Genomic DNA, 26,600 nt, shown 5'->3' with positions numbered 1-26,600 from the left:
GCAGGTGATAATCGCAGCCGTGGACGACACGGGCGCTGGTCCGGTAGTAATTTTCGGCGGTCGCAGCGAGATCGGCATGGAGCTCGCTCGACGGCTGGCTCTCGGAGCAACTGTGGTGCTGGCGGCACGCAAAGCCGACCAGCTGGGTGAGCAAATCGACGCACTGCACGACGCCGGGGCAGCCAACGTGTACACGGTTGAGTTCGACGCCGACGATCTGGCTTCACACGGCCCGCTGGTCGCATCGATCGTCGCCGAACACGGCCCCATCGGCACCGCGGTACTGGCATTCGGGATCCTCGGCGACCAGGCTCGTGCCGAGACCGATGCCGCCCATGCCGTCGCCATCGTCCACACCGACTACGTTGCTCAAGTCAGCCTCCTCACCCATCTGGCCGCCGGAATGCGGACCGCAGGTCGCGGATCAATGGTGGTGTTCTCCTCGATCGCCGGGGCACGCGTGCGCCGCGCCAACTATGTCTACGGATCGGCCAAGGCCGGCCTGGACGGCTTCGCCAGCGGGTTGGCCGACGCGCTGCACGGCACCGGAGTGCGGTTAGTGCTCGCTCGGCCCGGATTCGTCATCGGGCGTATGACGGAGGGCATGGAGCCGGCGCCATTCTCCATAACGCCCGAGCGGGTGGCGAAAGCGACCGCGCGTGCGCTTGCCAAGGGACGGCGCACGGTGTGGATCCCATGGGCGTTGGGTCCCGCGTCTGCCGCAATGCGCCTGCTGCCGCAATTCGTCTGGCGCAGGATGCCGCGATGATCGTAGTGGTCGGTATCGGCGCCGACGGCATGGCCGGACTATCGACAACTTCGAGGTCTGAATTACAAAGAGCCACAGTTATTTATGGCTCGAAAAGACAACTCGACCTGCTCGACGACACCATAACGTGTCCTCGCCACGAGTGGCCCTCGCCCATGCTGCCGGCTTTGCAAACATTGAAAGCCGACGGCGACGACATCCACGTTGTGGCAAGCGGAGATCCGTTGCTGCACGGCATCGGCGGCACCCTGGTCCGCATGTTCGGAACCGGGAAAGTGACTGTGCTGCCGCATGTCTCGTCGGTGACGCTGGCGTGCGCCCGAATGGGCTGGACCGTCCACGACACCGAGGTGATCAGCCTGGTCACCGCGCAGCCGCACACCGCGGTTCGCCGCGGCGGGCAGGCGATCGTGCTGTCGCGCGACCGGACCACGCCGCAGGCACTGGCCGTGCTGCTCGACGCCCACGGGCGCGGTGATTCCGAGTTCACTGTGCTGGAACGGCTCGGCGGGCCGGCCGAACGCCGCCGCGACGGCCGGGCCCGAGACTGGGCCGCCGGCCCACGCGACGATCTCGACGATCTCAACGTGGTCGCCGTCCGCTACCTGCCCGACGAGCGCGCCTTCTCGTTGCCCGACGACGCCTTCGCCCACGACAGCCAGATCACCAAACACAGCATCCGGGCGGTGACTTTGTCGGCGTTGGACCCGCGGCCGGGACAGCGGCTGTGGGACGTCGGCGCCGGCTCAGGCAGCATCGCGGTCGAGTGGTGCCGAAGCTGGCGCAGCTGCACCGCGGTGGCGTTCGAACGCGACGAGCGACGCGCGCTGAACGTCGAGCTCAACGCCGCGCGGTACGGCGTCAACATCGACGTTCGCGGCAAGGCGCCGCACGCATTCGACGGTGCCGAAACGCCGTCGGCAATCTTCCTCGGCGGGGGTCTCACCCAGACCGGTCTTCTGGATGCCTGCCTCGACCACCTGGGTGACGGCGGGCGCCTGGTCGCCAACGCCGTCACTGCCGAATCGGAAGCTGTTCTGGTGCAGGCATACTCGAAGCACGGCGGTGAGTTGCGACGCTTCCAGCATTATCAGGGCGAGCCGCTGGGCGGCTTCACCGGCTGGCGTGCACAGCTTCCGATTACCCAGTGGGTGGTGACGACTCGGTGACCGTGTATTTCATCGGCGCGGGCCCGGGCGCCGCCGACCTGATCACCGTGCGCGGCCAACGGCTCTTGCAGAGGTGCCACGTCTGCCTGTATGCGGGATCGATCATGCCCGACGACCTACTCACGTACTGCCCATCCGATGCGAAGATCGTCGACACGGGTCCGCTCACGCTGGACCAGATCATCGGCGAGCTCGCCGACGCCGATGCCCGCGGTCACGATGTGGCGCGGCTGCATTCCGGGGATCCTTCGCTGTACAGCGCGTTGGCCGAGCAGTGCCGCCGACTCGACGCGCTAGGTGTCAGCTACGAGATCGTCCCGGGCGTACCGGCTTTCGCCGCGGCCGCCGCCGCGCTGAAACGCGAGCTGACCGTTCCGGCGATCGCGCAGACGGTGACATTGACCAGAATCTCGACCCTGTCGACACCTATGCCGTCCGGTGAAGACTTGGCCACCCTCGCGCGATCTGGCAGCACCCTGGTACTGCATCTGGCTGCTGCGCAGATCGACGTCATTGTCCCGCAACTGCTGGCCGGGGGCTACCGGTCCGAAACGCCCACGGCAGTAGTAGCTTTCGCGAGTTGGCCACAGCAGACCGTGTTGCGAGGCACGCTGGCCGACATCGCCGGCCAGATGCACGACGCGAACATCACCAAGACCGCCGTCATCGTCGTCGGGGAGGTGCTGGCCGCAGAGGGGTTCACCGACAGCTACCTGTACTCGGCGGCGCGGCGCAGCAGAGGGCCGCACTGATGCGGGTGCTGCTGCTCGGTGGTACTGCCGAGGCGCGAGCACTGGCTAATCGCTTGCACCCGCAGGTCGACGTCATCAGCTCGCTGGCCGGCCGCGTACCGGATCCGGCCCTGCCCGTTGGCGCCGTGCGCATCGGCGGGTTCGGGGGTGTCGAGGGCCTACGGAACTGGCTGCGGGACAAAGGCATCGACGCCGTCGTTGACGCCACCCACCCGTTCGCGGCAACCATGACCGCCCACGCCGCGCAGGTCTGCAATGAACTGGGAATCCCGCATCTGATCCTGGCCCGCCCGCCGTGGGAACCGGGCACCGCCATCGTCGTCGCATCCGACAGCCAGGCGGCAGAAACCGTTGCAAAGCAACGATATTCGCGGATATTTCTCACCACCGGCCGCTCCGGGGTCAAAGCGTTCGCCGGCAGCGAGGCGTGGTTTTTGATCCGCGTGGTCACCGCGCCGAACGCCGACTCGTTGCCGCGGCATCACCAGTTGCTGCTGTCCCGCGGGCCGTATCACTACGACGACGAGATCCAACTCTTCAGTGAGCACCGCATCGACGCGCTAGTCACCAAGAACAGTGGTGGCGACATGACCCGAGGCAAGCTGGATGCCGCTGCGGCGCTGGACATTCCGGTGGTGATGGTGGCGCGCCCGCCGTTGCCGGCCGGGGTAACAACGGTGGGAACCGTCGAAGACGCGGCCGAGTGGCTAGCGCGTCAGGGCTAACCGGCGGTCAGGTCGTCGCGATCGCTGTCGGCCAACAGCGCGTCACGGGCGCGGGCGACGCGGGATCGGATGGTGCCCACCGGGCAGCCGCACACCGCCGCAGCGTCGGCGTAGGACAGGCCCAGCAGCTGCGTGAGCAGCAGCGCCTCCCGTTGCTCGGTGATCAGACCGCCGATCATGGTGGTCACCTCGACCAGGTCTTCGAATCCCCGGGTGTGCCGAGCGACTTCGAGCACCCGTTCGGGATCGGTGCCGTGGGCGGTGCGGGGCCGCGACTGCGCGTGACGGATGTGATCGGCCACCACCCGCCGGGCGATGGCCAGTAGCCAGGTTCGGGCGCTCGAACGCCCGGAGAACCGCGGGATGGCGCCGATTGCCCGCAAGAATGTCTCTTGGGTCAGGTCGTCCGCATTGCCGACGTCCGACAGATAGGTGACAAATCGCCACACGTCTTGCTGCGTGGCTTTGATGAACGACTCGAGTGCCCGCTCGTTGCCGCGGGCTGCCGCCAGAGCCAGTGCGGTAACGGCCTCGTCGTCGCTCCGCGGGCTCATGACCATCCACCTTAAACGGGCGGGCGTGGTGAGTCTACGACTGGCTGTCGTAGCGATTGCTCAGGCCGAATTCATAGAAAGCCGTCAGGAACCAAATGACAACGCCCGCCGACCAGTAACGAAAGCACCACCTGGTTTTCGAGAGGGTAATCATGTCGCTGCGCGCTGTTGCCGAAGGATCGCGTCGATGACCGCACCGATCTGGATGGCTTTGCCGCCGGAGGTGCACTCAGCGCTGCTGAGTAGCGGGCCGGGCCCAGGCTCGTTACTGGCCGCAGCCAGCGCATGGACGTCGCTGGGCACCGAATACGCCGAGGCGGCGGATGAACTGACCGGATTGCTGGGTGCGGTGCAGGGCGGAGCATGGGACGGCCCCAGCGCGGAGCAATACGTGGCGGCGCACGGCCCCTACCTGGCCTGGCTGCTGGAGGGTGCCGCCAAGAGCACCACCGCGGCGACCCTGCACCAAACCGCGGCCGTCGCTTACACGACGGCGCTGGCCGCCATGCCGACGCTGGCCGAATTGGCGGCCAACCATGCCACCCATGCAGTCCTGGTGGCAACGAACTTCTTCGGCATCAACACCATTCCCATCGCCGTGAATGAAGCCGACTACGTGCGAATGTGGGTACAAGCCGCCGAGACCATGACCACGTACCAAGTGGTGAGCGGATCCGCGCTGGCTGCAGTCCCCGCGACAGCGCCCGCACCGCCGATCATCGCGCCCGGCGGAGAAGCTCAGGCAGCGGTAACGCAAGCGGCTGAGAATCCGCCGGCGACCTCATGGCAGGACCAGCTCGCGTCCTGGCTTTCGGACATCACCCAGAACATCCTTTGGCCCCTTGGGAAAGAGTTGTACCCAGATGGCTGGCCCATCCCGGCGGTTCCCTTTGCCAACGCGGTGTCCTCTTTTTTCATGCAAATTCCGGGCATGAGCCCAGCGCTGGCGACAGCGTTGGGCTGGTTCGTCTTTCACTCGTTGATGCTCGTCTGGCCGCTCGTGCAACTGATGCAGACAGCCCTGTTGCTGTCCCCGGTCCTGCTACTCGTCGCGGTTCCGGCAGTCGCTGCCGTAGGCGTGGGCGCCATTGTTGCCGGTGCCGCCGGTGCCGCCGGCATCGCGCTTCCGACCACCTTGCCGTCCGCAGCCCCAGCACCCGCGCCGACGGCTGCTGCGTCCGCTCCGACGCCGACCACGACCGCCGGAACGCCGGCACATACCACCAGCGCCAGTGTGTCCAGTGTCGCGCCGACTCCGGCCACCGCTTCCGGTGGCGGACCGGTCGGCGGCGGTCCGGACGTCGGCTTCGGGGGCGCTACGGATGGCGCCGGGGCCGGCATGGCCGACGCCCAATACGCGGTTGGCCTGGCGGGATTGTCATCGCGCAGCAGTGCCAGCAGTCGCACGCGCAATAAGTCGCAGGAGTCCGCGCCCGACGAGGCCGAAGAACCGGCCGCCACCGCGGCGTCGGCCCGTGAGCGGTTGCGCAGTCGTCGGCGTCGTGGGGCAGAGGCCAAAGATCACGCTTACCGCTACGAGTACATGGACCCCGACCCAGACGAATCGCCCCTGGCATCCGATGCGGGCGCGGGACCGGTTGGGTTTGCCGGCGCTGCCCCCAAGCCGGGATTTCAGCCTGCCGGACTGCTCACATTGGACGACGATGGCCTCAGCAGCGGGCCGAAGGCGCCGATGCTGCCGACCAGCTGGGGCGACGACACGCTCTAATGTGGACGTGTGACACGCCTGCTGGGGGCGGAATGCGTACCGCACGTCCACACTCGGCGACAACTGTTCGCGGCTGCTCTCTTGATTCCGCTGGCAGGTTGCGCGCGCCCCACCAGCGGTGTTCCCGCCGCGTCGACGACGCACGCCGCGCCGGCACCAGATCTGACCGGCCGCTTCGACCAGCTCGAGCGAAAGTACGGAGGTCGCCTCGGGGTGTATGTGCCCGCCGACGGTGCAGTCGCCGAGATCGCACACCGAGCCGACGAGCGATTCGCTTTCTGTTCCACCTTCAAGGCGCCCCTGGTTGCCGCGGTGCTGCAGCACAATCCACTGCCGCATCTGGACAAGGTCGTCACCTACACCCGTGACGACATCCGGTCGGTTTCGCCGGTGACCCAGCAACACGTCCAGACGGGAATGACCGTCAGGCAGCTGTGCGATGCCGCGATCCGCTACAGCGATGGCACAGCCGCCAATCTGCTGCTCGCCGAGCTCGGCGGGCCCGCCGCATTCACCGCGTACCTGCGCGGCCTGGGCGACAACGTGAGCCGACTGGACCAGGAGGAACCGGAGCTCAACCGCGACGCACCCGATGACGAGCGGGACACCACCACTCCGCGCGCGATCGCGATGGTCTTCCAAAAGCTCGTTCTTGGCGACGCGTTGCCGTCCGACAAACGGGCGCTGCTCACCGACTGGATGGCGCGCAGCACCACCGGCGCCAAACGAATCCGGGCCGGATTCCCCGCCGATTGGAAAGTGATCGACAAGACCGGATCGGGTGACTACGGCCGCACCAACGACGTTGCGGTCGTGTGGTCACCCGGCGGAGTGCCCCACGTCGTGGCGGTCATGTCCGACCGCATCAGTGGCGGCTATGAGGCTCCGTCCAATGACGCGTTCGTCGCCAACGCGGCCACGATCGTCGCGTCCGCGGTCGGCGGCTAGCCGGGATAGCGCCGCGGGGTGAAGACCCGGTCGCCGGAATCGGTTGAGTACCACTGGGTTTGCGACGATCCGATGATCAGCAGGCACCGCATGTCCACGTCGCATGGGTCCAGATCGGCGAGGCGCACCACACGGACGTCTTCGTCGGGGTCGGAATCCGCGCCTGTTACCGAGCGGCCGATGACCACGGGGGTACCGGGGTCGCGGTGGGCGAGCAGCGCGTCACGCATCGCACCCACCTGCCAGGTTCGCGACTTGGACGCCGGGTTGTAGATCGCCAGCACCAAATCCGTGGCGGCAGCGGCCTGCAGCCGCGCGGCGATCACCTCCCACGGCTTGAGCCGATCGGACAACGAGATCACCGCATAGTCGTGTCCCAGGGGAGCGCCGACCCGGCTCGCGACGGCCTGCGCCGCGGTCATCGCCGGAATGACCCTGATCTCTATGCCCGGCCACTGCTTGGCTTCCTCGAGGACGGCGGTGGCCATCGCGAACACCCCCGGGTCGCCCGACGACACCACCGCGACGGCGTGACCCTGTTCGGCGAGTGTGAAGGCCAGTCGCGCACGCGCGGGCTCGTCGGTGTTGTCGCTGGGATGGCGCCGCTGACCGTCCCGGGCCGGGATGCGGTCCAGGTAGCGGCCATAGCCGATCAGATCGGTGGCATCGGCCAGCTCGCGTCGGCTTTGCGGCGTCATCCAGTCGTGGTCGCCGGGTCCCAGGCCCACCACCGCGACCGTGCCGTTCAGCGCCCGCCGGCGCCGCTGCCTGCGACCGCCGGGCAGCATGGCCAGCGAGAAATACGGCACGCTGGTCTCGTCGACGTCGGCGGCGGCCAGCACCCGCTGCCCGGACGTGCTGGCCCGTTCCACATAGAAGGCGTCGCCAAGCTGGCCGGACGCCGAAAGTGCTTCGCGGACATTGTGATACGACCGGCCCAGTTTGAGTACCACGGCCGCGTCGGCATCGGCGAGCCGGCGGGTCAGCTCGTCGACCGGCAGTGTGCCCGGCAGCACGGACAGCACCTCGTCGCCGGCCACCAGCGGTGTGGCGACGGCAGCCGAGGCCGCGCTCACCGACGTCACTCCTGGCACGATCACCGCGTTGAACCGCTCGGTCAGCCGAGTGTGCAGATGCATGTAGGAGCTGTAGAACAGCGGGTCGCCCTCGGCGAGCAATGCCACATTGCGACCCGCGTCGAGGTGCGCGGCGATTCGCTCAGTGGCCTCGACATAGAAGTCGTCGAGCGCGCCGGCGTAGCCGCCCGGGTGGTCGGTGGTTTCGGTGGTCACCGGGTAGACGAGGTGTTCCTCGATCTGGCCGGGCCGCAGATACGGCTCGGCGATGCCGCGGGCGATGCTGCGACCGTGACGGGCGCTGTGGTAGGCCACCACGTCGGCCTCACCGATAACCCGGGCAGCCTTGACGGTCACCAACTCCGGGTCGCCAGGCCCCAGCCCGACCCCCCACAGCGTGCCCCGCTTCGTCATTCCTTGTCGGCCGCGATCGCGTTGACGGCGGCCGCGGCCATGGCGCTGCCCCCGCGGCGGCCCCGCACCACCAGATAGGACATCCCGCGCGGACGGTCCACGAGTTCCTGCTTGGACTGGGCGGACCCGATGAATCCGACCGGGCCGCCCAGCACCGCGGCCGGTGCCGGGAGGCCCCCGTCGACCAGTTCGAGCAGCCGGAACAGTGCGGTGGGCGCGTTGCCGATGGCCAGGACCGCGCCGGGCAGCCGGTCGGCCCACAGTTCCACGCCGGCCGCCGATCGGGTGGTCCGGCGGCGGGTGGCCAGCTCGGCCGCCCGCGGATCGGCGACCAGCGAGACCACCTGGTTGCCCGCGGGCAGCCGCGCGGTGGTGATGCCGGCGGCCACCATCGACGAATCACACAGCACCGGCGCGCCGTCGCGCAGGGCGGCGCCGGCCCGTGCCACGACGTCGTCGGTGTAGGCGATGTGCTCAGTCAAGTCGACCTGTCCGCAGGTGTGGATCAGCCGGACCACCACCCGCGCGACGTCGGCGGGAAAACGGGTCAAGTCGGCTTCGGCGCGGATGGTCGCGAACGACTGGCGGTAGATCTCGTCGGCGTCGCGGAGGTAGTCGAGCACTCGCCCACCTTAAGACCTGAGAAGCCGGTATCCCGTTCCGGTGGCCAGCAAGACCTCACCTGTCTGCGGGCTGCCGCAGGCCCGCTCGCAACCGACGAAGTGACGGTGCACCGGGTAAGCGGCGTCCAGCGATTCCGCCGCGTCGGCCCGCACGTCGGCGGCCGAGTGGACGCAACCGGGGCTGCCGGTGCAGGCGCTGACGTTCAGCCACGGGGAGTTCTCGTCGAACACCAGCCCCAGCGGAGCCAGCACCCGTAGTGCGGCGTCGGCGACGGGTTCATCGAGGTCGCACACCAGCACCGATCGCCACGGTGTGATAACCATCGGGGCGTCGATCGCAGCCAGGTACTCGGCGACGCGTGTGGACAGGACGCCCAACGGCACCGCGGCCCCCAGTGCGACGCGCCCGTCGTTTTGCTGGATCCAGCCGACCGGTGGCCGGGTGACCGTTGGAAACCGTGCACCCAGTGTGGTGGCGGGCAGCAATGCGGTAGGGTCGGCCAATTCTGTTACCCGCCAAGCGTTCCCGCGGATGTCGACGAATCGCAGCGCCACGCTTAACAGGGCATCGACGACGTCGTCAACCCGAACCCCGGTGTCCCGTCCGGCGAGGAGCAGCGCAACACCGTCTTGCAAAACGTGGACACCGACGTCCGCGCGGAGGCCGGACACGTCGGCTCGGCCGTCGTCGAAACTGAACCAGAACCGTCCGCCCAGCTCCGCCAGCCTGGGCTCGCCGCAGAGTGCCGCATCCAGCTCGCCGACCCACTCATGAATGTCGGGGCGCCTGCCGACTCGGCCGGACAGCGGCGACGCGACGATGTTGCGGACCCGCTCATGGGTCTCTGACGGCAGCAGCCCGGCCGCTGCTATCGCGTCAGCCGCCGCGGTGACGTCGGTGATGCCGCGCAGCTGGAGGTTGCCCCGGGCGGTCAGCTCCATGGTGCCCGTGGCCAACTCTCCCGAGACGCGGGCCAGGGTCGCCAGTTGCGTGGCGGTGACCATGCCGCCCGGCAATCGGATCCGCACCAACGCGCCGTCGGCGGCCTGGTGCACCTGCAGCGCACCAGGGCAGGCGTCGGTGTCGCGGGATCGGGGCATGGTTCACGGTACGTCGTGCGTGGATTTGACGACCACGGTGCGCAGCTAGAAGGGCGGCGGCTTGTTGCGTTCGGCGACGTGGGCGGCGTTGAGAGCGCGTTCGGCATCGATGCGTGACGCGCGGTCCTGTCGTCGGGTGCGCCGGCGGGTGGGCATCATCAAGCCCCGTAGTGCGGTCGGTTTCGCCGTTGCGGGAGTGAGCAATTCACCCGTGGGCACGCACAGACTCGGAAAGAACAGCCGGCTACCGGGGTGAGTGGTGTAGGTCTGGCCACTCGGCGAAGTCCAGACCACCCTGCCGTCAGGGCGTTGCTCGTCACGCCAGGCGGTCCAAAAAGTCTTGAGCAAGTGATGTTTTCGGCACAGGCACTTCAGGTTCGACGGGTGGGTCAGACCAAGCGGATAGGGGATCGTGTGGTCAACATCGCAGAACTCTGCGGGCTGGTCGCAATTGGGAAACCGGCAGTTCATGTCACGGCACCGCACGAACCTGTCCAGCGCCGCCGACGGACGATAGCCCGGCTCCGGTTCGACCCGGTTGCCCGGATGGATTATTGGCCTCAGCTGCGCGCCATCGCGGATCAGCTCTGCTAACAGGGGGGCGGGCACCATGCCACCGCCAGTGCTGATCAAGGCGGTGGGTTGCTTCTTGGGCGCCGCTGTTGGTGGTGCGGGCTCACTACGGGGTTCCGCTGCCGCTTCGCCCGACATTTGCGGATCGGGTTGCGCGCTTACCGCGGACGCCTCCGCGATCACGTGGACCATCACACTTTCTGCCCGCTGGTCGGGGCCGGGGCCGGCGACGCAGTCGGGGTCTCCGCAGTCACAGGCGAGCCGATCGGTCCCGGCCGCCAATGCTCCCAACGCATCGGCGCGGCGCTGCTTGAGGGTGCGCGGGTCGCGCTCGCAGACGTCTTGGGCCATCTGGGTGAGCCGCCTGTCGAGTATGGCCGCATCGGTGGCGTACAAGCGCCCCCACAGGCCGGCGGTCCCCGACTCGCCATCCGTCTGGTCGATGACGACCTCGCGGCCGCGGGCAGCGTCACGGGTGCGCCGCAACGCACCAGGGTCGTAGTAATCCACGACGGCGTCGATAGCCTGCGCGGTCTTGGTTGCCGATAGTGGGCCGAATCGGGCTGCGTCCTCGGCCAATGTCTTGTCGACCAACCGCATCGTCTCGGCGTCCTTGATCAGATCGGTGTGCCACACGATCATGCTCACCAGCCGGGCGCTGATTGCCCCCTCGGCGAAGAGCGCTGCCACTTTTGGTAGCCGATCCCGTAGTGCCACAGCCAGATACATCTGACTCGACGCCATACGGTGGCTGATGCCTTGGGCAGCGCCAACTTCAGCGGCCATGGCATCCCAGTTGTCGCACGACCAGTGGGCGCAGTCAGTGGGGCCGTCAGCGCGCCGACGTACCAGCTCGGCGACAGCTTCGAGCCTGCGCGCAGACGCAGCCGCCTCCGCCCTGGTCCACCAAGTGATCGCGGCGACCACCGCGGCATCGTCGGCGCCTGCCAGCGCCTCAACGCCAGGCCACGAGGTATCGCACATACGTTCGATCTTATCCGAGCCGGGGAACACCGGTGCGGGGTGAAGCCTGCGGTTGTGGAAAAACCCCCGACTGTGGATAAACCTCGCCTCGCCTCGCAAGCGCCAAGCACCAAGGGCCGACCCCAAGATTGAACGCCTGCCGTCCCGGGCACCCACGTGCCTGTGGAGACGATGGAGTATGCCCCAGGACGCTTGGCCGACGTTTTCGGCAATCAGACGCAGCCCACGATCCTGATCTGGCATGGCATGCAGACCAATGCCCGCGCCGCCGTCCGCCCCCTGGCGGGCTTGCTCGCCGACCGAGGCGCGGCCGTCGTGGCGCCGGACTGGAACTCCCATGCCGCCGACGGCGGCCGCGCGGATCTGCTGCGGTCGCTCGAGTTCACCCAAAGGCGTACCAGCGACAGTCTCACGCTCGTCGGGTGGTCGTTGGGAGGCGTCGCCGCCGCGCGTGTGACGCTTGACGCGGCGGACTTCGATGTCGCACTTGCCCATACGGTTTGCTTGTCCGGCGCCTTCATGGCCCCCGATCCGATTTCCGGACGGCTGGTGACCGACGGGCTGTCCGCCGAGCGCGTCGGTTCCCCTTTCACGCTGGTACACGGTCTCTCCGACGACGTGGTGCCGGCGACATCCAGCAGAGACTTCGCCGCCGCTCTCGAACGGATCGGATGGCCGGTGGACGTGGAAGAACTCGCGGCCGATCACGGGACGATCGCCGGTGCCGACTACGACCCGGTCGCAGATCGCTATGAGCCGGGCCAGAGCGACCAGGCACGAGCCGTGGCCGGCGAGGTCGCCGCTTTGATCACAGCCAAACTCGATCTCTGAGTCGCGCGCGCCCAATCGGCGTAACGTGCACGACATCGAGAGAGGTCGGGTGAAAGTCATGACGCAGCAACGCCAACTGCGAATCGCGATCATCGGGGCGGGGATGTCGGGCATATGCATGGCAGCCAAGCTGCAGGACGCCGGCATCGACTCGTTCACCATCTTCGAGAAGGCCGACGACGTCGGAGGCACCTGGCGCGACAACACGTATCCAGGACTCACCTGCGACGTCCCGTCGCGCTACTACTCCTATTCGTTTCGGCCGAACCCGAATTGGTCGCATTGGCTGCCGCCGGGTCCTGAGATCCAGGCCTACTTCCAGCAAGTGGCCGCCGAACGCGGCATCCGCAAGCACATCCGGTTCGGCACTGACGTCACCGCGGCCCGCTACGAAGACGGCCGGTGGCGGCTCACCACCCCCGACGGCGAGGAGACCTTCGACGTCCTGGTCACCGCAACCGGCGTGCTGCGGGTACCGCGTTACCCGGACATTCCCGGACGGGACACGTTTGCCGGTCCGGCCTTCCACTCGTCGCGCTGGGACCACTCGGTTTCGTTGCCGGACAAGAGGATCGGTTTGATCGGGACCGGGTCGACAGGCGTGCAGATCACCGCGGAGCTAGGCGGCAAGGTGCGCCAGCTTAAGGTTTTCCAGCGCACCGCGCAGTGGATCTACCCGATGCCGAACCCGCGCTATTCGAAGTTGGCTCAGGCGGCGCTGTCCCGGTGGCCGGGGCTGAACCGTCTGCCCTACCGCTTCTGGGGGTTCTTGATGCGGCACTGGTTCGGCCTCGCGCCGATCCGCCCGGGCTGGCAGCGCCGTCAGATCCAGGCCTGGTGTCGATGGAACCTGCGGCTGTCGGTGCGCGATCCGCAACTGCGGGCGAAGCTAACCCCCAATTACCAACCGATGTGCAAGCGTCAGGTGATGGCCGCGAATTTCTACCGTTCCGTGCAAAAGCCCGGCGTCGAGATCGTCACCGGCTCGATCGACCACATCGAGCCCCGCGGCATCGTCACCGCCGACGGCACGCTACACGAATTGGACCTGCTCGTCTTCGCCACCGGCTTTGATGCCCGAGCCTACGTGCGTCCGCTAAACGTGATCGGCGAGGGTGGGATCAGCCTGGACGAAGTTTGGGAGGACGGTCCTATGGCTTACCGGTCCGTCGCGGTGCCGGGATTCCCGAACCTGTTCATGATGATGGGCCCGCATTCGCCGATCGGTAATCAGTCGCTGGTTCCAATCGCCGAGGACCAGGCCAACTACGTGATGTGGTGGATCCAGCAGCTCCGTGATGGCCATGTGGTCGCCGCAGCGCCTACCGAAGCGGCCACCAAGCAATACAACGAAGATATGAAAGCAGCTATGCCGCAGACGATCTGGGTTACCGGCTGCAACAGCTGGTATCTCGGCAAGGATGGCCTGCCCGAGCTGTTCCCGTGGACGCCGGAGACCCATAGCGAGCTTTTGCGCCAACCCGAGCTCGACCATTTCGAAGTGCGCACCGCCTGAGAGACGTCCGGCAGCAAGGTGGCAGTGTGTGCCCGCCGAACGTGGGGGATATGCACGCGTTGCCAATGATTTTCATCCGCACCGCCCACGTTCGGCGAGTGAGCCAACTCGGAGGAGCTGGTTGCGCTTAGGACGTCCACGTTCCGATGCGTCGCGCATAGGCGGCTCGCTTGTCAGGCTGAAGGTCGCTGGTGCAGACACGATCCGTGCCCAGCGCTCGTCCCATCGCCTCCGCTATTGGTTGCGGCATGAGGCGTTGAGTCGTGAGGGCAATGCCGATCGAACGGGGAACGAACACACGGGATTTCGGCTTGGCGATCACACCGGCTATCGCCCGGGCGACGTCTTCCGGTTCGGCATTCTTGAAGCCCCTCGCGTGTCCGAAACCAGCTACCATCTCGGTATTGGTCAACGTAGGCATGATCACCGAGAAGTGCACCCCGCGTCCATGGTTTTCCAGTCGGAAGGCGTCGGTGTATCCGAGTACGGCATGCTTTGTGGCGCTATAGGTGGCCAGGCCTGCGCCCGGCAACACACTACCGATCGACCCGATGTTGACGATGTGACCGCGACCGCGGGGCAACATGCGTTGTGCTCCCAGTTTGGTACCCAGGATGACGCCGTAGATGTTGACGTCAAGCACCCTGTGGGTGACGGCGTCGGCCTCATCGACGGCGCTGCCCGCGGGCGCGATGCCCGCGTTGTTGACCAACACGTCGAGGGGACCCAGTTCGGTTTCGACGACGTCGAGGAAACCGGTATAGGACTCGCAATCCGTCACGTCCAACCGATGGCAAACCTTCAGCCCTAACCGCTCGCCTGACTCTTTGACGACAGCTTCGTCGATGTCTCCGATGGCGACCTTTGCGCCCAAACTTTCCAGAACCGTGGCCGTGGCCAGGCCGATCCCCCGAGCACCCCCGGTGATGGCGATTACTTTCCCCGAGATCTTCCCTGCGACGGACATGGCCCATAGCGTAAGCCGTCGATGCGGTACGAATGGTAGGTGGCTGAGCCTTCCATCCTGCTGTTGTCGACGTCCGACACCGACTTGATCAGCGCCCGGTCCAGCGGCAAGAACTACCGGTGGGCCAACCCGTCACGGCTGTCCGAAGACGAACTACCGGACCTGCTGACGGGCACCGCGATCGTGGTGGTGCGGATCCTCGGTGGCTACCGCGCCTGGCAAAGCGGTATCGACATGGTGCTCGCGAGCGGTGTACCGACCGTGCTGGTCAGCGGAGAACAAGCGGCCGACGCCGAGTTGACGGGACTGTCCACCCTCGCGGCCGGCATCGCCGTACAGGCCCACATCTACCTGGCCCACGGTGGCGTGGAAAACCTGCGACAGCTGCACGCCTTCTTGTCGGACACAGTGTTGATGACCGGTTTCGGTTTCACGCCACCGGTAGTGACTCCGACCTGGGGCGAGCTGGAGCGGCCGGGTACTGCGAAGACCGGCCCGACGATCGCCGTGCTGTACTACCGCGCGCAACACCTGGCCGGCAACACCGCCTATGTGGAAGCCCTGTGTCAGGCAATCGAAGGTTCCGGCGGGCGGGCGCTGCCGGTCTACTGCGCCTCGCTGCGTACCGCCGAACCAGAACTACTGCAACGCCTCGCCGACGCCGACGCCATGGTGGTTACCGTGCTCGCCGCCGGTGGCCTGAAGCCGGCGACCGCTTCGGCCGGCGGTGATGACGACAGTTGGAACGTCGAACACCTTGCGGCCCTTGATATTCCGATATTGCAGGGCCTGTGCTTGACCAGTCCCCGTGATCAGTGGCGCCACAATGACGACGGGCTCAGTCCGCTCGACGTGGCGAGTCAGGTCGCCGTACCCGAGTTCGACGGTCGCATCATCACAGTTCCGTTCTCGTTCAAGGAGATCGACGACGACGGGCTGATCTCCTATGTCGCCGACCCGGAGCGTTGCGCGCGGGTAGCCGGCCTGGCCGTGCGGCACGCACTCCTGCGCTACGTCGCGCCAGCAGACAAACGGGTGGCTCTGGTGTTCTCGGCCTACCCGACCAAGCATGCCCGCATCGGCAATGCGGTCGGACTGGACACCCCGGCCAGCGCCGTCGCGCTCCTGCGGGCGATGCGCGAGCGTGGATATCAGGTGGGCGATCTGCCCGGTGTGGATGCCTGCGACGGCGATGCACTGATCCATGCGCTGATCGAACGCGGGGGACAGGACCCGGACTGGCTCACCGAAGGGCAACTGGCCGGCAACCCGATCCGGGTGTCCGCCAACGACTATCGCGAGTGGTTCGCCACGCTGCCCGCCGAGCTCACCGATACGGTGACAGCACACTGGGGTCCCCCGCCGGGGGAGTTGTTCGTCGACCGCAGCAACGATCCCGACGGCGAAATCGTCATCGCCGCAATGCAAGCCGGCAATCTAGTGTTGATGGTGCAGCCACCGCGTGGTTTCGGCGAAAATCCCGTTGCCGTCTACCACGACCCCGATTTACCGCCCAGCCACCACTATCTGGCCGCCTATCATTGGCTGGACGCGGGTTTCGGGGCTCACGCCGTGCTTCATCTTGGCAAGCACGGCAACCTGGAATGGCTACCCGGAAAGACGCTCGGCATGTCGGCCGCCTGCGCCCCCGACGCCGCGCTGGGCAACCTGCCACTGATCTACCCCTTCCTGGTCAACGACCCTGGTGAAGGCACACAGGCTAAACGACGAGCACACGCGGTGCTCATCGATCACCTCATTCCGCCCATGGCCCGGGCCGAAACATACGGCGATATAGCCAGATTGGAACAACTGCTCGACGAGCATGCCAATGTCGCCGCGCTGGACCCCGGCAAATTGCCGGCCATCCGCCAGCAGATCTGGACGCTGATCCGGGCGGCCAAGATGGATCACGACCTCGGACTGACCGAGCGGCCGGAAGAGGACTCGTTCGACGAGATGATCCTGCATGTCGATGGCTGGCTGTGCGAGATCAAGGACGTCCAGATCCGCGACGGCCTGCACATCCTCGGCCAAACGCCTACGGGTGAGGATGAACTCGACCTGGTGCTGGCCATGCTGCGCGCCCGTCAGCTGTTCGGCGGCGAACTGGCTCTCCCGGGATTGCGGCAAGCACTGGGTCTGGCCGAGGACGGCACCGACGAACGGTCCTCGGTGGACGAAGCAGAGGCCGCGGCCCGGTCACTGGTCGCCGCGCTGCAGGCCAGCGGCTGGGATCCCGCCGCTGCCGACCGGCTCACCGACAACCCGGACGTTGCCGCGGTGCTGCGGTTCGCGGCCACTGAAGTGGTACCCAGGCTCGCCGGCACCGGTGCCGAAATCGAGCAGATCCTGAGGGCTTTGGATGGCCGGTTCATTTCTGCGGGACCATCGGGATCGCCGCTGCGGGGCCTGATCAATGTCTTGCCCACCGGACGCAACTTCTACTCCGTCGACCCCAAAGCGGTGCCGTCCCGGCTGGCCTGGGAAGCCGGTGCGGCACTGGCGGATTCGCTTTTGACCCGCTACCGCAGCGATCAGGGACAGTGGCCGCAGTCGGTCGGGCTTTCGGTGTGGGGCACCTCGGCGATGCGCACCGCGGGCGATGACATCGCCGAAGTGCTTGCGCTGCTGGGCGTTCGGCCGGTCTGGGACGATGCTTCACGACGGGTCGTCGGCCTGACACCGATTCCGCTGACCGAGCTAGGGCGCCCGCGCATCGATGTCACAGTGCGGATCTCGGGATTCTTCCGCGATGCCTTCCCGCATGTCGTAACGATGCTCGACGACGCGGTGCGGCTGGTCGCCGACCTCGACGAACCCGCCGAAGACAACTACATCCGCGCCCATGCCCAGGTCGACCTTGGTCAGCACGGCGACCAACGCCGCGCCACGACAAGGATTTTCGGTTCCAAGCCGGGTACCTATGGCGCCGGTCTGCTGCAGCTGATCGACAGCCGGAACTGGCGTGACGATGCCGATCTCGCCCAGGTGTACACGGCGTGGGGCGGATTTGCCTATGGCCGGGGCCTGGACGGTCGCGAAGCCGTCGATGACATGAATCGCCAGTACCGCCGGATCGCGGTGGCCGCCAAGAACACCGACACCCGCGAGCACGACATCGCCGACTCCGACGACTACTTCCAATACCACGGCGGCATGGTCGCCACGGTCCGAGCGCTGACCGGCCAAGCACCCGCCGCCTACATCGGCGACAACACCAGACCCGACGCGATCCGCACCCGCACCCTGTCCGAGGAGACCACCCGGGTGTTCAGAGCCCGTGTCGTCAATCCCCGCTGGATGGCCGCGATGCGGCGCCATGGCTACAAGGGTGCTTTCGAGATGGCGGCCACGGTCGACTACCTGTTCGGCTACGACGCGACGGCCGGGGTGATGGCCGACTGGATGTACGAACAGCTGACCGAGCGATACGTGCTGGATCCGGAGAACCGGAAGTTCATGGCCGAGTCCAACCCGTGGGCGCTGCACGGCATGGCCGAACGGCTGCTGGAGGCGGCCGGCCGCGGCATGTGGGCCGAACCTCAAGCGGACACCCTCGACGGGCTCCGCCAGGCGCTGCTGGAAACCGAAGGGGACCTCGAGGCCTAGTACCGCGAGCAGACGCAGAATCGCATTCCGAGAGCGTCTTCCGTGCGATTCTGCGTCTGCTCGCGGGTAACTGCGCGGTAGGTTGGCATCCGTGACACCAACTTTCGCCGACCTGGCCAAGGCGCAATACATCCTGCTGACCACCTTCACCAAGGACGGCCGACCGAAGCCGGTTCCGATCTGGGCGGCGGCCGACGGGGATCGCCTGCTCGTCATCACCGAGGCAAAGTCGTGGAAGGTCAAGCGAATCCGCAACACCCCGCGAGTCACGATGGCGGTCTGCGATATACGTGGTCGTCCGAAAAGCGAAGCCGTCGAAGGCACTGCGACCATCCTCGACAAGTCGCACAACGCCGCCGTCTACGACGCCATCGGCAAGCGGTACGGCATCGTGGGCAAGGTCTTCAACTTGTTCAGCAAGGTGCGCGGCGGCATGGAAAACAATGTGGGCCTTGAACTCAGAGTCGCCCAGCCTTAGGGCCGATGAGTACCGTTCTCGTCCCCATCCCAGACCGCGATTTCGACCCGACCGAGGTCGCGGTCAGTTGGCGCGTTCTTACCCGCAGCGGCCATCGGGTGATCTTTGCCACCCAAAGCGGTACACCCGGCGTGGCCGACGACATCATGGTGAGCGGTCGGGGTTTGGACATCTGGTCTCCGCTACCGGTAGTGGGGGCCATCCCGGTGCTGGGGCTGGCGCTACGGGCGAACAAGGACGGCCGCCGTGCGTACCGGGAGATGTTGGCATCAGCGGAGTTTCGCCATCCAGTCAGCTGGCAACAAGCCACGCTCGATGACGTCGACGCCTTGCTGCTCGCCGGCGGCCACCGCGCCCGCGGAATGCGCGCCTATATCGACAGCGACATACTGCACCGGCTCGTCGTGGACGCCTTTGCCCGCGGAATGGTCATCGGCGCGATTTGCCACGGGGTGCTGCTACTGGCTCGCAGTGTGGATCCCGCCACGGGACGCTCGGTGCTCTACGGACACAAGACCACGGCGTTGACCTGGGCGCTGGAACGCACCGCTTGGCGGCTCACCCGCATCACCCGGTTCTGGGACCGCGACTACTACCGCACCTACACCGAGGAGCCCGGCCAGCCGGACGGCTACATGTCCGTGCAGGCCGAAGTCACCCGCGCGCTGCGCAACCCCACCGATTTCTGCGACGTCGAGCGCGGATCATCCGGCTGGCGACTCAAGTCCTCCGGCATTGTGCGCGACACTTCGAGAGACTCACGGCCGGCATTCGTCGTCGACGACGGCAACTACGTGTCCGCACGCTGGCCGGGAGATACGCACACCTTCGCGACGGTCCTGTCGCGAAAGCTGCAGCAGGTGAAGTCAGCGCAGAGTTGAGACAGTGGTTTCCACCCAAAGGGAGTTTTCGGCATACGGCCCGTCGTATTGGACCGTGATCACGCTGTTCGTGATCGGCGCGGTGTTCCTGGTCTGGATTGGGCGTCGGCAGAGCGCATCGCAAGCTCGCGTCTTTGGCCGCGTCCTGGGCGGGCTCACCGCCGCGATATACGCTGCAGTGCTGATCTACTCGCTGATCCCGCCTGCCATCGACCGGTCGGTGCCGCTCCGTCTGACCGATCTGGCGACCGTCGCTGCCGCCTACGCACTGTGGTCGCAGCGGCACTGGGCTTTCGCGCTCACCTACTACTGGGGGCTGGTGCTGAGCAGCCAGGCGTTGATCTCGCCGGTTCTGAAGAGCCCGGATTTTCCCAATTACCAGTTTCTTGGTTTCTGGGCGATTCACCTGCTTGTCGTGTGGGCCGCGATCTACCTCACCTGGGGTCGAGGGATGCGGCCCGGATGGCGCAGTTACCGCGTCGCGGTCGTAGTCACGGCGGTGTGGGCAGCGACCACGTTCACGTTCAACAGCGTCGCCGGAACCAATTACGGCTTCCTCAATGAAAAACCCGCCACCGCGAGCCTGCTGGACATTATGGGCCCGTGGCCGGTGTATGTGCTTACCGCAGCCACCCTTCTCCTCATCGTGTGGGCCCTGATGACCTGGCCTTGGGAGCGGACACGGCGACACGACAAGGGGCGGCCACAGTCAGTCTGACGCCGCTATGAGCAGCGACGCCGGCCAACAAGCCGTTCACCGGACCACGTCGCCGCCCCCGGCTCCCAGGTGCTCGCCGAAGAACGCGAAGACGCGGCTCCACGCGTCTTCTGCCGCGTCCCGGTTGTAGCCGAACCCGGTGATGCGCAGCAGTGGCTGGGCCGGGAGCTGGTTGGCGAAGCTATGCCCGGCCTTGGGGTAGCTCTTGATATCGGCGGTGATGTTCTTGGCCTGCGTAACCTTGCGCAGTTTGTTGGCTGCCCCTAAACCGAGCGGGTCACGGCCGCCGAAGCTCGCCACAATCGGGCAGGCCCCGTCCAGCGTCTCGCTGAGGTTGCGCGGCAGCGGTGTGCCGTAGAACGGTGCGGAAGCACCGAACCCTTGAGGCGACATCACCAGCGCGAAGCCGCCGCCCATGCAGAACCCCGCGATACCAACCCGCCCGGTGCATTCCGGCATGCCCAGTAGGTGATCGCGTGCGGCAAGGACGTCGTCGAGCGCACGACCCCGCTTCGTCATCAGTTCGCGCATGACCCGCGTGACGCAGCGTCCGCGGCCACCGCGCGCGAACAGATTCGGAGTGAGCGCCACATAACCGCCGCGGGCGACGTGGTCGTTGATCGACTCTTTGTCCGGCCCGTAGCCGATCGCGTCGTGGATCACCACCACACCCGGCCAAGGGCCTTTACCCGGGGGAAGACTCAGCAACCCGTCGATCAATCCGTCGGGGGTATCGATCTCAATCGTCGTCATACCGTCATCTAACTGCAGCAGCGACGCGCGTCACCAGGGGAACTTGGGCTCGGCCCGCAGACGTTGGCGTCGTATGGTCCGGGGTTTGTTGCTTATCTACGTCGTCGTCGAGCTGGCGGCCATACTCGCGCTGTCGGCGACGGTCGGGTGGGGCTGGACCTTGCTGGCGCTTCTCGTCACCGCCGTTCTGGGCGTCGTGGTGTGGGTTCCGATGGCCGGGTGGCAGCTCGGCGCCCAGGTCGTGCAGCTGCGATCCGGGGTGAAGGAACCAGGCAGCGCCCTGAGCGACGGAGCGATGGTCAGCCTGGCGACGGTCCTGATTCTGGTGCCCGGACTGGTCACCACCGCCCTGGGAATCCTTTTGCTGGCGCCGCCGATCAGGACCCTCGCCCGGCCCGCGCTGGCCGCGATTGCGCTGCGCGGAGTCCAGCGCCGCATCCCATTGATCACCGACGTCCGGATGTTCGATGACGCCTCCGGCGCCACTGACCACCGCGACTACATCGACGGCGAGGTTGTCGACGTCAGGGACGTCGAGCCGGCGGTGCTACCGCCGGCGCAGGTCCGGGCCGCGCCCCACCAGCACGCCCCGTAGTTTTGCCGGTGTGACCGACATTTCCACCAAGCTGCTGGTCAACGGCCGGGTGCACAGCCCGAGCCATCCCGACGCCACCGCAATGGCGGTGCGCGGCGCGGTCGTGGCGTGGCTGGGCAGCGATGACGTCGGCCGTCGCCAATTCCCGGATGCCGACATCGAGGATCTCGGCGGCGGTTTTGTGGCGCCGGCCTTCGTCGACAGCCATATCCACCTGAGCGCCACCGGCCTGACCATCAGCGGGCTGGATCTGCGGCCGGCGAGGTCGCGCGCGCATTGCGTCCAGCTGATCGCCGAGCACGCGGCAGCGCACCCGCGTCAGCCGGTCTGGGGACATGGCTGGGATGAATCGGCGTGGCCCGAGAACGCCCCACCGAGCACCGCCGATTTGGACGCCGTCCTGGGTGACCGGCCCGCCTACCTGACCCGCATCGACGTGCACTCCGCGCTGGCATCAAGCGCGTTGCGCAACCGAGTCCACGGGTTGGCCGCGACAGCCGGTTATGACGCCGACCAGCCGCTCGTCGAAGATGCCCACCACCTGGCCCGAGCCGTCGCCCGGGACCTGCTGACGGCCGAGCAGCAGTCCGAGGCCAGAAGCGCAGCACTGCAAGCCGTCGCCGCAGCGGGCATCGTCGCGGTGCACGAATGCGCCGGCCCGGAGATCGCTGGGCTCGACGACTGGTTGCAGTTGCTCGCCCACGACCACGGCGTGGAGGTGATCGGCTACTGGGGAGAGGCGGTGACCACGCCCGCGCAGGCGCATGAACTATTGGCGCAGACCGGGGCCCGCGGGCTGGCAGGCGATCTGTTCATCGACGGTGCGCTCGGTTCGCGAACCGCATGGCTGCACGAGCCCTACACGGACGCGCCGAACTGCACAGGCACCTGCCGCCTCGAGCCGGACGCCGTTGAAGCGCACCTGCGCGCCTGCACCGAGGCGGAAGTGACCGCGGGTTTCCACGTCATCGGCGATGCCGCGGTCTCGGCGGCGGTCGCCGCTTTCGAACGCGTCGTGGCGGACCTCGGCGTGGCGGCCGTCGCCCGCTGCGGACACCGTCTGGAGCATCTGGAGATGGTTGATGCGGACCAGGCCGCAAAGCTTGGCGCGTGGGGTGTCATTGCCAGCGTGCAGCCCAATTTCGACGCCCTGTGGGGCGGTGGTGACGGCATGTACGCCCGTCGCCTCGGCACCGATCGAGGCAGCGAACTCAACCCGTTAGCGCTGTTAGCATCCCAAGGCGTGCCCCTCGCACTCGGTTCCGACGCCCCGGTGACGGGGATCGACCCGTGGGAAAGCGTGCGCGCGGCGGTCAATCACCGCACGCCGGGCAGTGCGATTTCGGCGCGGGCGGCGTTCGCGGCCGCCACCCGGGGCGGCTGGCGGGCCTGCGGGGTTCGGGACGGCAAGACCGGAACGCTGGTCCCTGGCGCGACGGCCTCGTATGCCGTGTGGGATGCCGGGGCCCTTGACGTGACCGCGCCGCACGATGCCGTCCAGCGTTGGTCCACCGATCCGCGTTCCCGGGTGCCCGCCTTGCCGCGGCTGGGCCCGACGGACGCGCTGCCGCGTTGCCGCCGAACAGTGCATCGGGGCGTTGTCATCCATGGCTAAGCACGTCCGGCGGAAACGCCCTGTCGAGCGCGACCAGGCTGTCCCCCCGGATAAAGATGAAGCGGTCATAGCCACTGCGGACGTCGGCGTGGCGACCGACGGGGCTGACCCCGAACCCATCGAGCACAGCGGCCCGGCCAACGCTGATGCTCCAGAGGCGCCGGCGCCTGACGAGAACCACGTCGACGAGGATGCGCATCCCCGCCGAACCCCTGCAGATCGAGTCCGCGCCGCGGCAGCAGCGCTGGGGCCGGCCGTGCAGGCCGCGCTGGTACCGCGGGTGCCGCGGCTGGTGGTCACCATCACAGCCGGGGCGTTGCTGTTCACCAGCTTTCCGACCACGAACTGGTGGTGGGCCGCCGTCGTCGCCTTCGCGCTGCTTTCCTGGGTGCTTACCCGGCCCGAGACGACGCTGGTAGGTGGGGCGGGCTACGGATTCCTGTTCGGGCTGACCTTCTATGTGCCGCTGCTGCCGTGGATAAGCCTGCTGGTGGGTGCCGTGCCCTGGCTTGCGTTGGCAACGGTTTCGGCGCTGTTTCCAGCCCTGTTCGGCTTGTTCGCTGTCGTGGTACGCAGGTTGCCCGGCTGGCCGTTGTGGTTTGCCGTGTTGTGGGCGGCGCAGGAGTGGTTGAAATCGACATTTCCGTTCGGCGGCTTTCCGTGGGGATCGGTTGCCTACGGCCAAGCCAGCGGTCCGTTGTTGCCGTTGGTCCAGGCCGGTGGCGTGCCGTTGCTCTCAACGGCGATCGTGCTGGTCGGATGCAGCCTCGCCGCGATCGCGCTGGAAATCGTGCTGTGGTTCAAATCCGGTGGCCAGCTACCCGGCCAGACGAACATGGCAGCCAGCAGCACCAGGCAGATACAGATTCCCGGCATCAGCACCGCGGGCGGCCGGTGGGGGGCGTGCGGCGTTCGGGTAACGCATCCGGCGATGAACCCACCGTCACCGTCGCTGTCGTCCAGGGCAACGTGCCGCGGCTCGGCCTCGACTTCAACGCACAGCGCCGCGCCGTACTGGACAACCACGTCCAGGAGACGCTGCGGCTGGCGGAGGACGTGCGTAGGGGCGCCGCGCCGCAGCCGCAATTCGTGATCTGGCCGGAGGACTCGTCCGACGTCGACCCGCTGCTCAACCCCGATGCCGGACAGCAGATCTCGGAGGCGGCCAGGGTGATCGGTGCGCCGATTCTCGTAGGCACCGTGCTCGACGTTCCAGACCGTCCGCAAGAAGCCCCCGAGTTCACCAACACGGTGATCGTCTGGAATCCGATGACCGGACCGGCCGACCGTCATGACAAAGAAATCGTGCAGCCATTCGGCGAATATCTGCCCATGCCGTGGCTCTTCCGGCATCTTTCCGGTTATGCCAACCGGGCCGGCCATTTTGTGCCGCGCACCAGCACCGATGTCGTGCAGATCGGCGGTGTGCCGGTCGGGGTCGCCACCTGCTGGGAAGTGATCTTCGACCGCGAGCCGCGAAAGGCGGTCCGCAACGGCGCCCAGCTGCTGGCCGTGCCCAGCAACAACGCCACCTTCAACCAGACGATGAGCGAACAACAGCTGGCCTTCGCCAAGGTCAGGGCCGTGGAGCATGACCGATACGTGATGGTCGCGGGCACTACCGGGATCAGCGCACTCATCGCCCCCGACGGCCGCGAATTGGCGCGGACAGATTTTTTTCAGCCGGCCTACCTGGACAATCAGGTACGCCTGAAGACCACGCTGACTCCGGCGACCCGGTGGGCTCCCATCTTGCAGTGGATCCTGGTCGGGGTGGCCGGAGCAGTCGTTCTGGTCGCAATACGGCACAATGGGTGGTTCCCGCGTCCGATTCGTCTCAGGTTGCGGTCCTCAGGCGAGTCTGACGACTCCGATGCCCGCCCGGGCGAGTCCGAGGACTCAGGTCCGTCGCCGCAGGCTGCCGCGGCGGACGAAGAAGATGCGCCCAACGCGGACATCCCGGACCTCACGGACGCTGCGCCCCCTGGGGCCGGTGATTACACTCCGCACCACACAAGCGGCGGACCGCCGCGTCATACACAGCGACACAAAGGAGCCTCATGACCACCGGCCAGCCGGGCAATCGTCCGAGCCAGCGCGTCCTGGTGATCATCCCCACGTTCAACGAGCGGGAGAACCTGCCGCTGATCCATCGGCGGCTCAGGGACGCATGCCCCGACGTGCACCTGCTCATCGTTGACGACAACAGCCCCGACGGGACCGGACAGCTCGCCGACGAGCTGGCGCAGGCTGAGCCCGGCCGCACCCACGTCATGCACCGCACAGTCAAGAACGGCCTGGGTGCGGCGTACCTCGAGGGATTCGCCTGGGGGATGAGTCGTGAGTACTCGGTGCTGGTCGAGATGGACGCCGACGGCAGCCATGCGCCCGAACAGCTGCACCGGCTGCTGGACGCCGTCGACACCGGAGCCGACCTGGCCATCGGTTCGCGCTATGTCGACGGAGGGACGGTGCGTAACTGGCCCTGGCGGCGGCTGGCCTTGTCCAAGACCGCCAACACCTATTCGCGCGTGGCGCTCGGAATCGGTGTGCACGACATCACCGCGGGCTACCGGGCATACCGCCGCGAGGTGCTGGAGGCTATCGACCTGGACACCGTCGACTCCAAGGGCTATTGCTTTCAGATCGAGATGACCTGGCGCACCGTGAACAACGGATTCCTCGTCGTCGAAGTGCCGATCACCTTCACCGAGCGCGAGTTCGGCGTGTCCAAAATGAGCGGATCCAATATCCGCGAGGCGCTTTTCAAAGTCACGCGGTGGGGCGTCGAGGGCAGACTCAACCGCGCACGGGCAGCGCGCGCCCAGACCCGTTAACCCGTCGGCCGGGCGCAACTACCCAGCGTCAGCCGCGCCGGCGCGACCTGATCAGTTCGAGGCGCTCTTTGAGCAGCTCTTCGAGTTCTTCGACCGTGCGGCGTTCCAGCAGCATGTCCCAGTGCGTGCGCGGAGGCTTGACCTTCTTCGGCTCGGGCAGGTCACCCTCGATCAAAGTGCCTTCCATGCCGTTGCGGCACAGCCAGGTGCCCGGGATGTCGGCGTCGTCGGCGAATGGAACCTCGAACTCCTCGCCGTTATCGGTGCGGTATCGGGCTATCTGACGCGGCGCCAGGTCATGGTTGCGGTCAGTCTCATAGCTCACGGCTCCGAGGCGACTGCCCCTCAGGACGCGATCTGCCATCGGCGTTACTCCTTTT

At 66.9% G+C, this 26,600-nt stretch carries 22 protein-coding genes and 2 pseudogenes; 16 read left to right on the top strand and 8 right to left on the bottom strand.

Annotation, left to right across the window (positions count from 1 at the left end; translation table 11 throughout):
* Positions 1-19: 19 nt before the first annotated feature.
* From A5791_RS15880 to A5791_RS15865, 4 genes are read left to right on the top strand one after another with little or no spacing between them, the layout of a single operon-like run.
* The gene (locus A5791_RS15880) at positions 20-769 is read left to right on the top strand and encodes an SDR family NAD(P)-dependent oxidoreductase (RefSeq protein WP_067238697.1); all 750 of its coding nucleotides are present in this window, start codon (positions 20-22) and stop codon (positions 767-769) included.
* Complete coding sequence (locus A5791_RS15875; protein WP_067238549.1) at positions 766-1,938, top strand: bifunctional cobalt-precorrin-7 (C(5))-methyltransferase/cobalt-precorrin-6B (C(15))-methyltransferase; 1,173 nt, start codon at positions 766-768, stop codon at positions 1,936-1,938. Before A5791_RS15880 ends, A5791_RS15875 begins: the two co-directional genes overlap by 4 nt.
* The gene (cobM, locus tag A5791_RS15870; protein WP_067238694.1) at positions 1,935-2,690 is read left to right on the top strand and encodes a precorrin-4 C(11)-methyltransferase; all 756 of its coding nucleotides are present in this window, start codon (positions 1,935-1,937) and stop codon (positions 2,688-2,690) included. Before A5791_RS15875 ends, cobM begins: the two co-directional genes overlap by 4 nt.
* Complete coding sequence (locus tag A5791_RS15865) at positions 2,690-3,415, top strand: cobalt-precorrin-6A reductase (protein WP_067238546.1); 726 nt, start codon at positions 2,690-2,692, stop codon at positions 3,413-3,415. The genes cobM and A5791_RS15865 overlap by 1 nt, the downstream gene beginning before the upstream one ends.
* Here the strand turns inward: A5791_RS15865 and sigC are convergent.
* The gene (gene sigC / locus A5791_RS15860) at positions 3,412-3,969 is read right to left on the bottom strand and encodes an RNA polymerase sigma factor SigC (protein WP_067238700.1); all 558 of its coding nucleotides are present in this window, start codon (positions 3,967-3,969) and stop codon (positions 3,412-3,414) included. The genes A5791_RS15865 and sigC overlap by 4 nt on opposite strands.
* 187 nt (positions 3,970-4,156) lie before the next feature.
* On the opposite strand from sigC, the gene A5791_RS15855 reads away from it, so the two are divergent.
* Positions 4,157-5,698 (top strand): PPE family protein, encoded by a 1,542-nt coding sequence (locus A5791_RS15855; protein ID WP_067238543.1) that lies wholly within the window; start codon positions 4,157-4,159, stop codon positions 5,696-5,698.
* A 21-nt stretch (positions 5,699-5,719) separates the two neighbouring features.
* Entirely contained in the window at positions 5,720-6,646 is a 927-nt protein-coding gene (bla, locus tag A5791_RS15850; RefSeq protein ID WP_067238691.1) for a class A beta-lactamase, read from the top strand.
* On the opposite strand, the gene A5791_RS15845 is transcribed toward bla, so the two are convergent.
* From A5791_RS15845 to A5791_RS15830, 4 genes are read right to left on the bottom strand one after another with little or no spacing between them, the layout of a single operon-like run.
* Complete coding sequence (locus tag A5791_RS15845) at positions 6,643-8,136, bottom strand: precorrin-2 C(20)-methyltransferase (protein WP_067238539.1); 1,494 nt, start codon at positions 8,134-8,136, stop codon at positions 6,643-6,645. The two genes, bla and A5791_RS15845, sit on opposite strands and share 4 nt — an antisense overlap.
* Positions 8,133-8,759, bottom strand: a complete 627-nt coding sequence (locus A5791_RS15840) for a precorrin-8X methylmutase (RefSeq protein ID WP_067238536.1) — start codon at positions 8,757-8,759, stop codon at positions 8,133-8,135. Before A5791_RS15840 ends, A5791_RS15845 begins: the two co-directional genes overlap by 4 nt.
* A gap of 9 nt (positions 8,760-8,768) precedes the next feature.
* Positions 8,769-9,860 carry a precorrin-3B synthase gene (gene cobG / locus A5791_RS15835; protein WP_067238533.1) on the bottom strand — a complete coding sequence of 364 codons (1,092 nt, stop codon included), beginning with the start codon at positions 9,858-9,860 and terminating at the stop codon, positions 8,769-8,771.
* Positions 9,861-9,905: 45 nt separating this feature from the next.
* Positions 9,906-11,417, bottom strand: coding sequence for an HNH endonuclease signature motif containing protein (locus A5791_RS15830; RefSeq protein ID WP_067238530.1), 1,512 nt, complete (start codon positions 11,415-11,417; stop codon positions 9,906-9,908).
* A 162-nt stretch (positions 11,418-11,579) separates the two neighbouring features.
* On the opposite strand from A5791_RS15830, the gene A5791_RS15825 reads away from it, so the two are divergent.
* Both A5791_RS15825 and A5791_RS15820 read left to right on the top strand, forming a co-directional pair.
* Positions 11,580-12,248: an alpha/beta hydrolase gene (locus A5791_RS15825; RefSeq protein WP_197504700.1), complete on the top strand. Its 669-nt coding sequence runs from the start codon at positions 11,580-11,582 to the stop codon at positions 12,246-12,248.
* Positions 12,249-12,306: 58 nt separating this feature from the next.
* Entirely contained in the window at positions 12,307-13,764 is a 1,458-nt protein-coding gene (locus tag A5791_RS15820; protein ID WP_067238684.1) for an NAD(P)/FAD-dependent oxidoreductase, read from the top strand.
* Positions 13,765-13,891: 127 nt separating this feature from the next.
* Here A5791_RS15820 and A5791_RS15815 read toward each other — a convergent pair whose 3' ends face one another.
* Positions 13,892-14,731 (bottom strand): SDR family oxidoreductase, encoded by an 840-nt coding sequence (locus A5791_RS15815; RefSeq protein ID WP_067238526.1) that lies wholly within the window; start codon positions 14,729-14,731, stop codon positions 13,892-13,894.
* A 39-nt stretch (positions 14,732-14,770) separates the two neighbouring features.
* Here A5791_RS15815 and cobN point away from each other — a divergent pair, with 39 nt between their 5' ends.
* From cobN to A5791_RS15795, 4 genes are all read left to right on the top strand, one after another.
* On the top strand, positions 14,771-18,343 hold the full coding sequence (gene cobN, locus A5791_RS15810; protein ID WP_067238523.1) for a cobaltochelatase subunit CobN: 3,573 nt from the start codon (positions 14,771-14,773) through the stop codon (positions 18,341-18,343).
* A 91-nt stretch (positions 18,344-18,434) separates the two neighbouring features.
* Positions 18,435-18,821: a PPOX class F420-dependent oxidoreductase gene (locus A5791_RS15805; protein ID WP_067238520.1), complete on the top strand. Its 387-nt coding sequence runs from the start codon at positions 18,435-18,437 to the stop codon at positions 18,819-18,821.
* Between the two features lie 5 nt (positions 18,822-18,826).
* Positions 18,827-19,702 (top strand): type 1 glutamine amidotransferase domain-containing protein, encoded by an 876-nt coding sequence (locus A5791_RS15800; RefSeq protein ID WP_067238516.1) that lies wholly within the window; start codon positions 18,827-18,829, stop codon positions 19,700-19,702.
* Positions 19,703-19,706: 4 nt separating this feature from the next.
* A complete protein-coding gene (locus A5791_RS15795) occupies positions 19,707-20,420 on the top strand; it encodes a TIGR02206 family membrane protein (RefSeq protein ID WP_067238512.1) in 714 nt (237 codons plus the stop codon).
* Between the two features lie 36 nt (positions 20,421-20,456).
* On the opposite strand, the gene A5791_RS15790 is transcribed toward A5791_RS15795, so the two are convergent.
* Entirely contained in the window at positions 20,457-21,173 is a 717-nt protein-coding gene (locus A5791_RS15790; RefSeq protein ID WP_067238508.1) for a dienelactone hydrolase family protein, read from the bottom strand.
* Between the two features lie 73 nt (positions 21,174-21,246).
* Here A5791_RS15790 and A5791_RS15785 point away from each other — a divergent pair, with 73 nt between their 5' ends.
* The 4 genes and pseudogenes from A5791_RS15785 to A5791_RS27745 all read left to right on the top strand — a co-directional run.
* Positions 21,247-21,768, top strand: a complete 522-nt coding sequence (locus tag A5791_RS15785) for an FxsA family protein (protein ID WP_067238504.1) — start codon at positions 21,247-21,249, stop codon at positions 21,766-21,768.
* Between the two features lie 10 nt (positions 21,769-21,778).
* Positions 21,779-23,383, top strand: coding sequence for an amidohydrolase (locus A5791_RS15780; protein ID WP_067238501.1), 1,605 nt, complete (start codon positions 21,779-21,781; stop codon positions 23,381-23,383).
* Positions 23,376-25,295 (top strand): annotated as a pseudogene (gene lnt / locus A5791_RS27750) (apolipoprotein N-acyltransferase); the annotation flags it as partial. The gene A5791_RS15780 and the pseudogene lnt, both read left to right, overlap by 8 nt.
* Positions 25,296-25,393: 98 nt before the next feature.
* Positions 25,394-26,258 (top strand): annotated as a pseudogene (locus tag A5791_RS27745) (polyprenol monophosphomannose synthase); the annotation flags it as partial.
* On the opposite strand, the gene rbpA reads toward A5791_RS27745, so the two are convergent.
* A complete protein-coding gene (gene rbpA, locus A5791_RS15760; protein ID WP_067238490.1) occupies positions 26,249-26,584 on the bottom strand; it encodes an RNA polymerase-binding protein RbpA in 336 nt (111 codons plus the stop codon). The pseudogene A5791_RS27745 and the gene rbpA sit on opposite strands and share 10 nt — an antisense overlap.
* Positions 26,585-26,600: the final 16 nt, after the last annotated feature.

Origin of the sequence: Mycobacterium sp. 852002-51163_SCH5372311 (assembly GCF_001667115.1) — a bacterium.
In the GTDB taxonomy this organism is placed as follows: domain Bacteria; phylum Actinomycetota; class Actinomycetes; order Mycobacteriales; family Mycobacteriaceae; genus Mycobacterium.
This window is presented reverse-complemented; position numbering and strand designations above follow the sequence as displayed.

Bases quoted from the DNA above. Each gene is read 5' to 3' on its own strand.
- A5791_RS15875 (WP_067238549.1), top strand. From the start codon at position 766: ATGATCGTAGTGGTCGGTATCGGCGCCGACGGCATGGCCGGACTATCG.
- A5791_RS15865 (WP_067238546.1), top strand. From the start codon at position 2,690: ATGCGGGTGCTGCTGCTCGGTGGTACTGCCGAGGCGCGAGCACTGGCT.
- sigC (WP_067238700.1), bottom strand. From the start codon at position 3,969: ATGAGCCCGCGGAGCGACGACGAGGCCGTTACCGCACTGGCTCTGGCG.
- A5791_RS15855 (WP_067238543.1), top strand. From the start codon at position 4,157: ATGACCGCACCGATCTGGATGGCTTTGCCGCCGGAGGTGCACTCAGCG.
- A5791_RS15845 (WP_067238539.1), bottom strand. From the start codon at position 8,136: ATGACGAAGCGGGGCACGCTGTGGGGGGTCGGGCTGGGGCCTGGCGAC.
- cobG (WP_067238533.1), bottom strand. From the start codon at position 9,860: ATGCCCCGATCCCGCGACACCGACGCCTGCCCTGGTGCGCTGCAGGTG.
- A5791_RS15830 (WP_067238530.1), bottom strand. From the start codon at position 11,417: ATGTGCGATACCTCGTGGCCTGGCGTTGAGGCGCTGGCAGGCGCCGAC.
- A5791_RS15820 (WP_067238684.1), top strand. From the start codon at position 12,307: ATGACGCAGCAACGCCAACTGCGAATCGCGATCATCGGGGCGGGGATG.
- A5791_RS15815 (WP_067238526.1), bottom strand. From the start codon at position 14,731: ATGTCCGTCGCAGGGAAGATCTCGGGGAAAGTAATCGCCATCACCGGG.
- A5791_RS15800 (WP_067238516.1), top strand. From the start codon at position 18,827: ATGAGTACCGTTCTCGTCCCCATCCCAGACCGCGATTTCGACCCGACC.
- A5791_RS15790 (WP_067238508.1), bottom strand. From the start codon at position 21,173: ATGACGACGATTGAGATCGATACCCCCGACGGATTGATCGACGGGTTG.
- A5791_RS15785 (WP_067238504.1), top strand. From the start codon at position 21,247: ATGGTCCGGGGTTTGTTGCTTATCTACGTCGTCGTCGAGCTGGCGGCC.
- rbpA (WP_067238490.1), bottom strand. From the start codon at position 26,584: ATGGCAGATCGCGTCCTGAGGGGCAGTCGCCTCGGAGCCGTGAGCTAT.